Here is a 13,415-nt window from a genome sequence, read left to right as displayed (position 1 = left end):
CGCTAAGGCTGGAGCGGCCAGATAAACGGGATCAAAGCCGACGCCAGAAGCCCCACCGTCAGGTTCAACGGAATACCGACTTTCAGGAAGTCCGAGAATTTATAGCCACCCGGACCATAGACCAGCGTATTGGTCTGGTATCCGATTGGGGTGGCAAAGCTGGCTGATGCCGCCACCATTACAGCCACGACCAAGGGCCGCGGATCCAACCCCAACGCATTGGCCAGCCCAATAGCAATTGGCGTGACGACCACGGCGACCGCATTGTTCGACACAAGTTCGGTCAGGACCGAAGTCAGCAGATAGATCGCCCAGACGATCAGGAACGGATGCAAATTGCCCAGAAGCGGTGCCACATTTTCCGCGATCAAGCTGACTGCACCCGAGTTTTCCAATCCGGCACCAATCGCTAACATCGAGAAAATCAGAACCAGCAACCGGCCGTCGACTGCCCCGAATGCCTCGTCCGCGTCGATACAGCGTGTTAGAAGCACCACGGCCACCGCCAGCACGGTCAGATAAAAGATTGGCGCCAAGCCAAGTCCAGCCAGCACGACCAGACCCACCAATGCCCCGACGGCAATCGGGGCGTGACCACGCCGATACTCGCGCGCCGATGGCTTTGAGACATCGAGAAGGTTCATATCCTGCGCCAGCCGATGAATATCCTCGGGGGCACCTTCCAGCAGCAGCGTGTCGCCCACCCGCACGACAAGATCATCAAGCTGGCGGCCAATATTCTGGTTCTTGCGATGCACCGCAAGCGGATAGACACCATAGCGGCGGCGCAGACGCATCCGGCCCAACTGCTTTCCCACCATACCGCAATCAGGGGTGATCAGAACCTCGACGGTCGTTGTTTCAACCGCAGACACCTGATCCACACGTTTCAGGCTCTTGTCCCGTTGCAGGCTCAACAATTCAGTCATGGCGGTGCGCAAAACCACCCGGTCACCGACTTGCAACGTGACCCCATCCAAATTGCGCCGGAGCGAGGCATCGCCGCGCACCACGTCCACCAGCCGCACACCATCGCGTTTGAACAATTGCACGCCGTTCACCTCGCGCCCGATCAGGTTGCTTTCCGGCGGGACCACCGCTTCGGTAAAGAACTTCTTGCGAGACCGGTCCGACAGAAGCGACGCCATGCTGTCGCGATCCGGAAGGATCTTTGGAGCAATAAAGTAGATATAAATCATGCCCCAAGCGACCAGCGCGATGCCCAGCGGCGTGACCTCGAATATCGTGAAGGCCTTCAGACCGTTGGCGCGCGCCACACCGTCGACCAACAGGTTCGTCGATGTCCCGATCAGGGTCAGTGTGCCACCCAGAATGGCTCCATAGCTCAGCGGGATCAGAAGTTTCGACGCCGATGTTCCGATTTTCTTGGCAAGCTGCACAAAGACCGGGATCATCACCACGACGACAGGCGTGTTGGACACGAAAGCCGAGGCGATCACCACGAACCCCATCAGGGCGGACAGGGCGATCACCGGGCTTTTTTCCGCCCGGCGTTCGGCAATCTGCGTAAACCAGTGAAGCGCACCCGTCCGCACCAGCGCGCCCATCACGATAAACATGCCGGCGATGGTCCACGGCGCAGGGTTCGACAATACTTGCAGACCCTGATCGTAATCCAGAATGCCAAGGATCAGCATGATGGCGACGCCGCCAATGGCCACAACCTCGGTCGGAAAGGTTTCACGCAAGAACATCACGAACATGCCCGCCACGACCAGCAGCGAAAGCACGGCCAACGTCATATCGCCAAAATCAAATAGACCCATCAGTTAACCCTGTTCGGTTCGTCAACGCAGTCTTGCCCGGAGCGCACCCGCTGAGCAAGCGCGGTTTTCACCGTCGCTGCAGGACATGGGATCAACGGCAAACCCGATTTCGACGAATGGGCGACCGAAAGGCCAGCTCAGCCGATATCCAATGGGGTCGATTGCGCCAGCCGCCCACCTTCGCGGATCATCTGAACGCGCGTGGCCTTGCCGGTGCGGTCATCCGTTTCAACATACAGGCCCGACAAAGTGGCTTCGCCCGTTGCGGGGGTGAAGCGGCTCTTCGACATGCCCGTGATGAAGCGGCGCATCGGTTCTTCTTTCTGCATTCCGATCACACTGTCATAGTCGCCGCACATCCCGGCATCGGATTGGAACGCCGTGCCCTTTGGCAAAATCTGCGCATCACCCGTTGGCACATGCGTGTGCGTGCCGACCACAATGCTGGCGCGCCCGTCGCACCAATGACCCATTCCCATCTTCTCGGATGTCGCTTCGCAATGGATATCGACCAGCGTGGCCTGAACCGCGCCCCCAAGGGGATGACGCTTCAACACTGCATCGACCGCCGAAAACGGGTCGTCAAAGGGACGTTTCATGAAGACCTGGCCCAACGCCTGCGTGACCAGAATCTTACGCCCTCGTGCATCGGAAAACACTCGCGCCCCGGTTCCCGGCGCATCCTTGGCATAGTTCAGGGGGCGGATAATCCGCGATTCCTGCTCGCAGAATGTCAGCATCTCGCGCTGATCAAACGCATGGTCGCCCAGCGTGATCACATCGGCACCCGCGTCCAATATGGTGCGCGCATGCGCTGCGGTCAGTCCCGCCCCACCGGTTGCGTTTTCGCTGTTCACCACCACGAAATCCAGTTTCCACGCCTCGCGCAGACCCTTCAGCCGTTCGGTCACGGCGCGTCGGCCCGCGCGCCCCATGATGTCGCCAAGAAAAAGTATCTTCATGCCCCAAGCCCTAGGGGGGATCACGTGAAAGGGCAAGTTAAAGCGTTGAGATCACACCCAATGAACACCTTCATCGGTGACGATCGCGTCCAACCGCTGATCGGTGGGTTCCAGCGGCACGGCGTCGACCTCCTGCGCGCTGTAGGCATAGCCGATGGCAAGCGTTGGCCGTTTGGCCCGAAGCCCTTCAAGCGTGCGGTCATAAAACCCGCCACCATACCCCAGACGCCCGCCCTTACGATCAAAAGCCAGCAAGGGGACAATCAGAACCTCGGGTTCGATGAACTGCCGTGTCGCCGGGATCAGCGCGCCAAAAGCGCCCTCGGTCATCTCGCAATCCGGCGTCCAGAGCGCAAAGCGCAGCGGCTCGCCCAATTTGCCAATGACCGGCACGCAAACCGGCACATGCGCCGCCATCGCCGCCATTACAGGCACTGGCGTGATTTCCGTGCGGATCGGCATATAGCCGGAGAGTGCCCTGCCCTTGTGATCAGTGACCACGGACAAAAGATGCGCGACACCCGCTGCGGACCGCGCCTCGCTATGCACGTCTTTCCGGCGGGCAAAGGCCGCCTTGCGCGCCTCGGCCTTCGTCTTTTTCAGGTCGTCTTGATCTATCTTCAAAGCAACATCACCGCAGCAAGTCCAAGGAACGCAAAGAAGCCCACAACATCCGTAACCGTGGTCACAAACGCACCAGATGCCAGCGCGGGGTCGATGTCGAGGCGTTCCAGCACAACCGGAATGATAACCCCGGCCAGACCGGCCACCACCAAATTCACGACCATCGCGACCGCGATCACGACGCCCAGCAAGGGCGTGCCGAACCACGCCACACCCACGACCCCCATGACGACGGCGAAGATCAACCCGTTGATCAGCCCCACCATGGCTTCGCGCCGGATCACACGCCACACGTTGGCTGATGTCAGGTCTTTCGTCGCCAGCGAACGCACGGCCACCGTCAGCGACTGCGTGCCAGCATTGCCTCCCATCGAGGCCACGATGGGCATCAAGACGGCCAGTGCCACGAATTGTGCGATCACATCTTCGAATTGCGCGATCACCAAGGACGCCAAAATGGCGGTCACAAGGTTCACCGCCAGCCACGGAAACCGGCGCTTGGTGGTGTCAATCACGCGGTCCGAAAGGCTGCTTTCACCCACCCCGGCCAGACGCATGATATCCTCTTCGTGTTCTTCATCCAGAATGACCATCGCGTCATCAATGGTGATCACCCCGACCAAACGGTCATCCGCATCGACAACCGGAGCCGAGATCAGGTGATACTGGTTGAAAGCATAAGCGACCTCGCCTTCGTCCTGCATGACCGGGATTGTGCGAAAGCTGTCTTCGACAATATCGGCCATCTTGACCTTGCGCGCGCTGCCCATCAGGCGGCCCAGCGTCACATAGCCCGTCGGACGCATCCGGGGATCGACAAGGATGACGTGATAGAATTGCTCGGGCAGGTCGTCCTGATTACGCAGAAAGTCAATGGTTTGCCCGACATCCCAATGCTCTGGCACGAACACCAGCTCGCGCTGCATCAGGCGGCCTGCAGATTCCTCGGGATACGACAGGGATTGCTCGACCACCGCCCGGTCGTCATCATCCAGAGCACCCAGAACCGCCGCCGTTTGCGGTTCATCAAGGTCTTCGATCAGGTCAACAACATCATCTGTTTCCAGCTCGCGGACCGCCTCGGCCAAAGCCTTCGGGGACATCGCCCCGACGATTTCTTCGCGCAGCCCCTCGTCCAGTTCGGACAGGATTTCACCGTCAAGCTCACCACCATAAAGTCGGACAAGCGCGACACGTTGGTCATGCCCCAACTGTTCAAGGATATCAGCGATATCGGCGGCGTGGACAGGTTCCAGCGCCCGGATCAGCGCCTCTGAATCCTCGGCTTCCAGCGCTGCCAGAACCGGCTGGAACACTTCCTTGTCCAGCTCATAGTCCCCTTCTTCGAGCACATCGTCGCTATGTTGATCGTCCAGCATCACGAGGCCCTCCGCTTTGGTCAGCGCGAACATAGGACATGGCCGGGCGCAATGGAACCGCAAGAAACCCATTGCCACGTTAAATTTCAGACCCTAGCCTGCCCGGTGGCGTTTACGAAAGGCACGACATGCAGCTTCTTCTGGGACAGACCGTCCGCTTCACTGCCGACCCGTTCAAGACCCCATTGCCCGAAAGCACGATATATGAACGTCGCGGTGCAGTGGCCATCAATGGCGATAAGATCGCGGATGTCGGACCAGCAGATGATCTGCGACAGAAATACCCGCAGGCCGAGGTTACAGAATACGGCGACGCGCTTATCACGCCGGGTTTCGTCGATACCCATGCTCACTATCCGCAAACGGCCATCATCGCATCGTGGGGCAAGCGTCTGATCGACTGGCTGAACAGCTATACCTTCCCCGAAGAAAGCCGGTTCGGCGATCCCGCCCACGCCGCCGAGATTGCCGAAACCTATTTCGATCTGGTCACCGCATCTGGCACGACAACCACCGTTAGTTATTGCACCATCCATCCCGAAAGCGTGGATGCCTATTTCACGGCCGCCGCAAAGCGCGGGCTGCGGGTGCTGGGAGGCAAGACCTGCATGGATCGCAATGCGCCGGACACGCTGCAAGACACGGTGCAAAGCGCCTATGATGACAGCAAAATGCTGTTGGAGCGGTGGCACGGGCAGGATCGCTTGTCCTATGTCATCACGCCCCGGTTCGCCCCCACATCGACGCCCGACCAGCTGGCCGCGCTCGGGGCGTTATGGGCGGAACATCCCGAAGTGCTGATGCAGACACATATCAGCGAACAGCACGAGGAAATCGCATGGGTCGCCGACCTGTTCCCCGAGGCCAGAGATTATCTGGATGTCTATGAACGCTTCGGCCTGCTCGGGTCCGGCGCGCTTCTTGGTCACGCCATTCACCTGACCGACCGCGAACGTGATCGCATTCGCGAGGTCGAGGCAAGCCTGATCCACTGCCCGACCTCGAACATGTTCATCGGCTCCGGCCTGTTCGACATGGCGGGCCTGATGGATCAGGGGCACCGCATCGGGCTGGCAACGGACACGGGTGGCGGGTCGTCGTTTTCGATGCTGCGCACGATGGCCGCTGCCTATGAGGTGGCGCAACTGCGCGGCCACCCGCTGCATCCCGCTCAACTCTGGTGGCTCGCGACCGAGGGATCGGCCCGCGCCCTGCGCATGGACGACAGGATCGGCACACTGGAGGCGGGAACCGAGGCCGACCTTGCCGTGATCGACCTTGCTTCGACACAGGCCATCGCCCAGCGCGCCGCGCGCGCCGAGGACATTTGGCAAGCCATCTTCCCCACCATCATGATGGGGGATGACCGCGCGATCAAAGCCGTCTGGGCGAATGGCGCATGCCTTAAAAGCTGACCAGCGCGACCCCGAACAGAACGAACACAGCCCCGGCCAATTCCTGCCGAGACAGACCTTCGCCAATAGCGAAGGAATAACCCAGCACCAGCAGGGATTCGGTGGCGATGATCGCGACATAGGCAAGGCCAAGCTCGACCTGCCTAAGCAACAGCACCTCAGATACGACTGTGCCCGCCAAAACCGTGACCAGCAGCACCAGAGGCAGCAGCGCAAAGCCATAAGAAACGTGTTTTATCAAAACGGTCGCGACCCCGTAACCAAGGGCCGCAGCCAGTGCTAGAAATGTCTTGTCACTCATTACGGAAAGCATGGTGAGCCCATCCTTTCTGCGGCAATATCCGCGTGAGTTATGGTTTAAAATACCGATGATCATAACAGAGAAGGGCGCCCAACGCAAAATACACTGGGCGGCCATTCATCCTGCAAGGCGGGTCGCCAACCTGTTCTGATCTTCGATCACGCGCGGCAAATCAATCGTCGTCATCCGACCGTCGCGCACGATCTGGCGCCCGTCGACGAACAGGTCGCGCACCTGCCGCGGCCCGGCCAGAACCAGCGCCGCAGGATCCCAACTGCCCGCGGATTCCAGCCCGGAGACATCCCAGATTGCTATATCTGCCCGTTTGCCCACGGCGATCTGGCCACAATCAGACCGCCCCAGAACCTCGGCCCCGCCACGGGTGGCAATGCGCAAGACCTCGCGGGCGCTCATCTTGTCGGCCCCGAAAGCGACGCGCTGCAACAGCATCGCCTGCCGTGCCTCGTCGATCAGATTGCCCTGATCGTTCGAGGCCGATCCGTCCACGCCCAGCCCGACCTTGACACCTGCATCCCGCATCTGACGCACCGGCGCGATCCCCGACCCAAGCCGACAGTTCGAACACGGACAATGCGCAACCCCGGTGCGCGTGTGGGCGAACAGGGCGGTCTCGGTGCTGTCCAGTTTGACACAATGGGCGTGCCAGACATCATCCCCAACCCATCCCAGATCTTCCGCGTATTGACCGGGGCGGCAACCGAACTGCGCTTGGCTATAGGCGATATCCTCGTCGTTCTCAGCCAAGTGGGTGTGCATCATCACGCCCTTGTCACGCGCCAAAACGGCGGCGTCCCGCATCAATTCGCGACTGACCGAAAACGGGGAACACGGGGCCACACCAACCCGCAGCATCGCGCCATCCGACGGATCGTGGAACGCGTCGATCACGCGGATGCAGTCCTCAAGGATGGCACGTTCATCTTCGACCAGCATATCTGGCGGCAGACCGCCATCGCTTTCACCGATCGACATCGCGCCGCGTGTTGGGTGAAACCGCAATCCAACCTCACGGGCGCCGTCAATCGTATCCTCAAGCCGCGCACCGTTTGGATAGAGGTACAGGTGGTCCGAGCTCATGGTGCAACCGGACAGGGCCAGTTCCGCCAGCCCGACCATCGCCGACACCCGCATCTCGTCCGGGCCAAAGCGCGACCAAATTGGGTAAAGCGTCTGAAGCCAGCCGAACAAAAGCGCATCCTGCCCGCCCGGCACCGCCCGCGTAAGGGTCTGATACAGGTGATGGTGGGTGTTCACCAGACCGGGCGTCACGACAGCGCGGCTTGCGTCGATCACTTCGCCAGTCGATGGCAAATCAGGACCGATTTCGGTGATGACTCCGTCAGCTATGCGGATGTCGGTGGACGACAGTTCCCGGCTGTCATCATCCATCGTCAGAATCGTGCGTGCATTGCGGATTAAATAATCCATGTTGTCTCCTCCTACCCATTTCGGTGAGACAACAGAGGCGGCGACAGAAAGGGCAAAGGACTCGCGCGCTTTGGCACTTTGCCACGCAAAGCCGGTATTCGACAATACTTTCGATCAACCTTTCAAGCGCGGGACAATATCTCCAGCGCAGCGGCGTGTATCTCCGGATTGGCCGCAGCCACCACGCGCCCGCCCTGATGTACCGGGCCGCCTTCCCAGTTGGTGACGATACCCCCGGCCGCTTGGATCACGGCCATCGGACCCTGAATGTCATAGGCTTGCAGCCCCGCCTCGACCACAAGGTCGATCTGCCCCGACGCCACCAAGCCATAGGCATAGCAATCCAACCCATACCGCGTCAGCTTGACCTGCTTTGACAATCGTTGGAAGGCTTGGCCTTCCTCGCGCGTGCCAACTTCTGGAAAGGTCGTGAACAGGATTGCATCCGACAAATCGCGCGGCGCTCGTGTTTGCAAGCGTCGCGATCCACGCGGCCCGTCAACGCGGGCTTCCCCAAAGCCCCCGACAAAGCGCTCGCCGATATAGGGTTGATCAATAACGCCAAGCTGGGGACCGTTGGCATCACCGACGGCAATCAACACACCCCAAGTTGGGGTGCCCGACAGAAAGGCACGGGTGCCATCTATCGGGTCAAGCACCCAGGTCAAACCGCTCTCTCCCGCGGTCAGTCCATACTCCTCGCCCAGAATGGCATCCTTGGGGCGTTGAGCCGCCAATATCTCGCGCATCGCCCGTTCTGCCGCTCGATCGCCTTCGGTGACGGGGTCAAACCCTTCGCTGAGCTTGTTGTCAGCGGCCAGGTCTTCGGCGCGGAAGAAGGGCAGAATGGCTTTACGCGCCGCATCGGCCAATGCCTCTGCAACGCGCAACAAGTCTTGTTGGGTCTCTGTCGTCAGATCGGTCACCATGTCACCCCGGCAGTTTGTTGACCGCGCGGTAGCAGGGCAACCGGTCTGGCGTCAAGCTCAGGCCACGTCCGACAGGACACGCGCCAGTTCAAACAGGCGACGGCGCTGATTGTCAGGGATGGCGTAATAGCTGCGCACAAGCTCCAACGCTTCTTTGTCCGCAAGGATGTCACCTGGCAACGCATTTTCCGTATCCGCGTCAGGTTTGCTTTCCAACCCTTCGAAGAAAAAGCTGACCGGTACCGAAAGGGCGGCCGCAATATCCCAAAGCCGGGAGGCCGAGACGCGGTTCATGCCGGTTTCGTATTTCTGTATCTGCTGGAACTTGATCCCGACTTTTTCAGCCAACTGCTGCTGCGTCATTCCCACCATCCAACGGCGGTGACGAACGCGTTTTCCAACATGGACATCCACCGGATGTTTCATAGAACCACTCCTCGTTACTAGATTGAATTACGCAACCACTGATCACGTGACAGCGCGTTCGCTCAACCTGTCTTTTTGGTCAGCTTTAGTCCAAATAGTGAAAAACATATTAATATCAGAATGATATACGTATTCACGGTTGGTTTTCACGCCTCCACCACAGCGAAAGTCGCCAATGGGAAAGCACACGCAAAAGGAGATTAGCACCAAGTTTTGCATTTTGCAACTCCACAACGCTGAGGCGAGCGGATGATTCTCTACTATCTTGCTCGATTTTCCGGTCAAAACCACCTAAGCAATTGCGAAAAGGAGGCCGCATGAAAACCTTACTCGTCACAGATTTCGACACACCTGCAGAGTTGACTGACATCGCTCCTCCAACACCAGTCGCCGGTCAGGCGTTGGTGGACATTCGGGCCTGCGGCTTGAATTTTGCCGATCTGCTGATGACAAAGGGCAAGTATCAGGACACCCCCACACCTCCGTTCTCGCTGGGGATGGAACCGGCTGGTATTGTCACAACCCTTGGCCCCGACACCGACGGGCCGGCGCCCGGCACAAGAGTTGTGGTCTTTTCTGGGCGTGATGGATTGGCCGAACAGGGTGTATTCGATGCAACCCGGTGCCTGCCCCTGCCCGACAACATGAGCTTCGAAGACGCCGCGGCCTTCCAGATTGCTTATGGCACGAGTCATATGGCGCTGGACTACAAGGCGCGGCTGCAACCGGGCGAAACACTGGTTGTACTGGGGGCGGCTGGTGGGGTCGGGCTGACGGCGGTCGAAATCGGCAAAGTCATGGGCGCAAGGGTGATTGCCTGCGCGCGCGGCGCCGAAAAGCTGGAGGTCTGCCGTCGGGCTGGCGCGGATCACCTGATAGATACCGAGACACAGGACATCCGCGACACAATAAAATCATTGGGCGGGGCAGATGTGGTCTATGACGCCATCGGAGGCGAGCAATTCGACGCTGCTTTCCGTGCCTGCAACCCTGATGCCCGCATCTTATTGATCGGGTTTGCCAGTGGCGACCTGCCTGACGTGCGCCCCAACCACATGCTGGTCAAGAACATCACGCTCATCGGCTTCTATTGGGGAGGGTATCTGAAGTTCCAACCCAAACCTTTAACCGACAGCCTGCGCCAGTTGCTGACATGGTATGGTGAAGGCAAGATCAAACCGCATGTCAGCCACACATTACCATTGGACCGCGCCGACGAAGCGCTTGATCTGCTCAGGCAGCGCAAATCGACGGGCAAGGTGATCGTAACGATGCAACCTTCAACCTAAAGCTCGGCAAACGCCCGGCGGATCATCGACAGCAGGTCCTGCATCGCCTGACCACCCGCATTGCTTGCCGCATACATGTTCACGCGGGTGACAGCCAGATCGGGAAGCGCACCGCCATGGTCAATTTGCTCCAGGAACGGCTGGACGGTGCCATCGATCACCGCGTGGACCGCCAGATCAGCTGACAACGAGGCTTCGATCGTGCGGGTGGAATCGCCATCTACGCCCATCTCCCACTGAATATTTGCGGCATTCAGGGCCTTTTGAACACCTTTGCGAAAGATACAGTTCCGCTCGAACGCAAGGCGCAGGGGGCGGCTGCGCCATGCCTGACCGTTCGGCGCCCCAACCCAAACCAAGGGCAGCGCGGCCAGAGTTTCGGCACCCGCGTCCTTCTCTTCCTCGGTGGTCAGTGTGATGTCGCATTCACCGCGCGCAAACATAGATTTCAGGCGGCTTGTGTAAGACGAGATCAAATGGACCCGCATACGCGGATACTCTGCGTGAAACTGTTTCAGCACGATCGGTATCGCTGGATAGACCACGTCGGACGGAACCCCCAACACGATCTCGCCCTCATAGGCGTGATCGGTCAGGCGCCCATAGACTTCGTCATTCAGGCGCATCATGCGGCGCGCATACCCCAGCAGCTGTTCGCCATCGGCGGTCAGCGATACACCGCGGCCCGAACGATCCAGAAGTGGGCGCCCCAAACTTTCCTCAAGCCGTTTAAGCTGCATCGACACGGCGGACTGGGTCAAATGCAACAGCCCAGCGGCCCGCGTCACCCCGCCTGCATCCGCCACGGTGACAAAACTGCGCAATGCTGTCAGGTCAAGATTTCGGGGCATATCACACCTTTTGATATATCTTAGCAAAAACATTCATTTTACTTATTGATCTTAAATCAGCATAAACATCAAGAACATTGATGCAATGCCAATCAACCATAACCTCAGCGAAGGAGTGACGAAATGTCTGCTGTGATCTGCACAAACACCCCAACCGTTAAACGCTCATTTTCGCCTTTGGTCTGGCTGGTCCACGCTTGGGAAGTCCACCGCGAACGCCGTGCTTTGGCAAACCTGGACGCGACCCTGCTGAAAGACATCGGCTTGACACCTGACGCCGCATATCGCGAAGCGAACCGGCCCGTTTGGGATATTCCAGCGCACTGGAACTGATACCTGATCTTTCCGATCAAGTTATCTATTCCTCTTGAAAAACAGACCGCCCTTGCCGATATTAAGGCCAAGGGCGGTTTCCGTTTGGGGCTCGCCAGTTGTGTTTTTCTGGAGGTCTAAATGGCTCAATATGATACGGTTCGCGCAGGTGTAGGTACCCGTGCTGCAATCGATGAAGGGCTTCGTGCCCATATGAACAAGGTCTATGGGCTGATGTCCATGGGGCTTCTGATTACGGCGTTGGCAAGCTGGGCCATTGCCGGCCTTGCTGTGACCACCGATCCGACCGGTGCGACCGCTGCAATCAGCGAAGGCAAGTATCTGACCGGATTGGGCGAGGCGATCTATATGTCGCCGCTGAAATGGGTCGTTATGTTCGCCCCTCTTGCGATGGTTTTCGCCTTCGGTGCCGCGATCAATCGCCTGTCTGCGTCCGGCGCGCAACTGTTCTTCTACGCATTTGCTGCGCTGATGGGTCTGTCAATCAGCTCGATCTTCCTGGTGTTCACCGGCGTGTCGATCGTGCAAACCTTCCTGATCACGGCAATCGCGTTCGCGGGTCTGAGCCTTTACGGCTACACCACCAAGCGCGACCTGAGCGCATTGGGTGCGTTCCTGATCATGGGACTTATCGGTCTGATCGTGGCTTCGATCGTGAACATCTTTGTTGGAAGCTCGATGCTCCATTTCGCAATCTCGGTGATCGGGGTGCTGATTTTCGCAGGTCTGACCGCCTATGATACGCAAAAGATCAAGACAGATTACATCGCACATGCCCAAGCCATGGACAGCGAGTGGCTGGCGAAATCTGCGATCATGGGTGCATTGAACCTGTATCTGGACTTCATCAACCTGTTCATGTTCCTGCTGCAGTTTCTGGGCAACCGTGAATAAGCAGGCGTAACAAACAATCAAAGGGCCGGTCTTCAGGGACCGGCCCTTTTTGCTTGGAAAAGGCTCATGGCTGATCGACTTCTGAAACTTGCGCTTGCCCCTTTGTTGATCGTGCAGGCGCTGCATGTGCGCAGAACAGCAGCAAGCCTTCCGGAACCACCGGGGCCGCGCGCCGGGCAGGCAGGTGATGGGCCGCCCCTGCGTGTTGCCATCATCGGTGATTCCTCTGCCGCCGGTGTCGGGGCGAACCACCAAAGCCAGGCCTTGGCGGGGCAGTTGACCAAGAAACTTGCCACACAATACCGACTGACATGGTCGTTGCATGCCAGAACAGGTGCCACAAGTCGTTCCACATTGGAGGAATGGCCCGACAACCTTGGCGACGTCGACATTGCCGTGCTGGTGCTGGGCGTGAACGATGTCACACGGCAAACGCCACTGCGTCGCTTGCTGAAATCACGCGCCCGGATATATGCGCGTTTGCGTGACAACCATCACGCACAGCGCGTGCTCGTCACGGGTGTTCCACCGCTGGACCAGTTCCCTTTGCTGCCCAGCCCATTGCGCCTTGTACTGGGGCGACAGGCGCAAAGAATCGACGCAGCCCTTGCCCAACAAGCCGTTGGGCTTGGCGTCGAATACCTTCCGTTCACCATGTCGCTGGATCCGGAGGCCATGGCAGCGGACGGGTTTCACCCCGGCCCCGCGGCCTATCGCCAGTTCGCCGACACCCTGTATCGGCATATCCAAGGCTGACAAACGAAAAGACCGCGCCC

The 13,415-nt window shown here is 59.0% G+C and carries 14 protein-coding genes; 5 read left to right on the top strand and 9 right to left on the bottom strand.

What is annotated here, in order from left to right:
• Positions 1-2: 2 nt before the first annotated feature.
• The 4 genes from J3R80_RS12110 to mgtE all read right to left on the bottom strand — a co-directional run bounded on the left by J3R80_RS12110 (position 3) and on the right by mgtE (position 4,752).
• Positions 3-1,787, bottom strand: coding sequence for an SLC13 family permease (locus tag J3R80_RS12110; protein WP_275394043.1), 1,785 nt, complete (start codon positions 1,785-1,787; stop codon positions 3-5).
• A gap of 137 nt (positions 1,788-1,924) precedes the next feature.
• Positions 1,925-2,749 (bottom strand): TIGR00282 family metallophosphoesterase, encoded by an 825-nt coding sequence (locus tag J3R80_RS12105; RefSeq protein WP_275394042.1) that lies wholly within the window; start codon positions 2,747-2,749, stop codon positions 1,925-1,927.
• 51 nt (positions 2,750-2,800) lie between these two features.
• Positions 2,801-3,373 (bottom strand): 5-formyltetrahydrofolate cyclo-ligase, encoded by a 573-nt coding sequence (locus tag J3R80_RS12100; protein WP_275394041.1) that lies wholly within the window; start codon positions 3,371-3,373, stop codon positions 2,801-2,803.
• Complete coding sequence (gene mgtE / locus J3R80_RS12095; RefSeq protein ID WP_275394040.1) at positions 3,370-4,752, bottom strand: magnesium transporter; 1,383 nt, start codon at positions 4,750-4,752, stop codon at positions 3,370-3,372. Before mgtE ends, J3R80_RS12100 begins: the two co-directional genes overlap by 4 nt.
• A gap of 128 nt (positions 4,753-4,880) precedes the next feature.
• Between mgtE and guaD the strand changes: the two genes are divergently transcribed.
• Positions 4,881-6,167, top strand: coding sequence for a guanine deaminase (guaD, locus tag J3R80_RS12090; protein WP_275394039.1), 1,287 nt, complete (start codon positions 4,881-4,883; stop codon positions 6,165-6,167).
• Here the strand turns inward: guaD and J3R80_RS12085 are convergent.
• From J3R80_RS12085 to J3R80_RS12070, 4 genes are all read right to left on the bottom strand, one after another.
• On the bottom strand, positions 6,157-6,468 hold the full coding sequence (locus J3R80_RS12085) for a 5-aminolevulinate synthase (protein WP_275394038.1): 312 nt from the start codon (positions 6,466-6,468) through the stop codon (positions 6,157-6,159). The two genes, guaD and J3R80_RS12085, sit on opposite strands and share 11 nt — an antisense overlap.
• Positions 6,469-6,585: 117 nt before the next feature.
• Positions 6,586-7,917 (bottom strand): 8-oxoguanine deaminase, encoded by a 1,332-nt coding sequence (locus J3R80_RS12080; protein ID WP_275394037.1) that lies wholly within the window; start codon positions 7,915-7,917, stop codon positions 6,586-6,588.
• A 122-nt stretch (positions 7,918-8,039) separates the two neighbouring features.
• Positions 8,040-8,846: a histidinol-phosphatase gene (gene hisN, locus J3R80_RS12075; RefSeq protein ID WP_275394036.1), complete on the bottom strand. Its 807-nt coding sequence runs from the start codon at positions 8,844-8,846 to the stop codon at positions 8,040-8,042.
• Positions 8,847-8,903: 57 nt separating this feature from the next.
• Positions 8,904-9,272: a helix-turn-helix transcriptional regulator gene (locus J3R80_RS12070; protein ID WP_191286520.1), complete on the bottom strand. Its 369-nt coding sequence runs from the start codon at positions 9,270-9,272 to the stop codon at positions 8,904-8,906.
• A 317-nt stretch (positions 9,273-9,589) separates the two neighbouring features.
• Between J3R80_RS12070 and J3R80_RS12065 the strand changes: the two genes are divergently transcribed.
• Positions 9,590-10,561, top strand: coding sequence for an NADPH:quinone oxidoreductase family protein (locus J3R80_RS12065; protein ID WP_275394035.1), 972 nt, complete (start codon positions 9,590-9,592; stop codon positions 10,559-10,561).
• Here J3R80_RS12065 and J3R80_RS12060 read toward each other — a convergent pair.
• A complete protein-coding gene (locus J3R80_RS12060) occupies positions 10,558-11,412 on the bottom strand; it encodes a LysR family transcriptional regulator (RefSeq protein WP_275394034.1) in 855 nt (284 codons plus the stop codon). The genes J3R80_RS12065 and J3R80_RS12060 overlap by 4 nt on opposite strands.
• 123 nt (positions 11,413-11,535) lie before the next feature.
• Between J3R80_RS12060 and J3R80_RS12055 the strand changes: the two genes are divergently transcribed.
• From J3R80_RS12055 to J3R80_RS12045, 3 genes are all read left to right on the top strand, one after another.
• The gene (locus J3R80_RS12055; protein ID WP_275394033.1) at positions 11,536-11,745 is read left to right on the top strand and encodes a DUF1127 domain-containing protein; all 210 of its coding nucleotides are present in this window, start codon (positions 11,536-11,538) and stop codon (positions 11,743-11,745) included.
• Positions 11,746-11,865: 120 nt separating this feature from the next.
• The gene (locus J3R80_RS12050) at positions 11,866-12,639 is read left to right on the top strand and encodes a Bax inhibitor-1/YccA family protein (RefSeq protein WP_275394032.1); all 774 of its coding nucleotides are present in this window, start codon (positions 11,866-11,868) and stop codon (positions 12,637-12,639) included.
• A 66-nt stretch (positions 12,640-12,705) separates the two neighbouring features.
• Positions 12,706-13,395 (top strand): SGNH/GDSL hydrolase family protein, encoded by a 690-nt coding sequence (locus J3R80_RS12045; protein WP_275394031.1) that lies wholly within the window; start codon positions 12,706-12,708, stop codon positions 13,393-13,395.
• The last annotated feature ends 20 nt before the right edge of the window (positions 13,396-13,415 follow it).

The sequence above is a fragment of the Aliiroseovarius sp. Z3 genome, assembly GCF_029105185.1.
GTDB lineage: Bacteria > Pseudomonadota > Alphaproteobacteria > Rhodobacterales > Rhodobacteraceae > Aliiroseovarius.
This window is presented reverse-complemented; position numbering and strand designations above follow the sequence as displayed.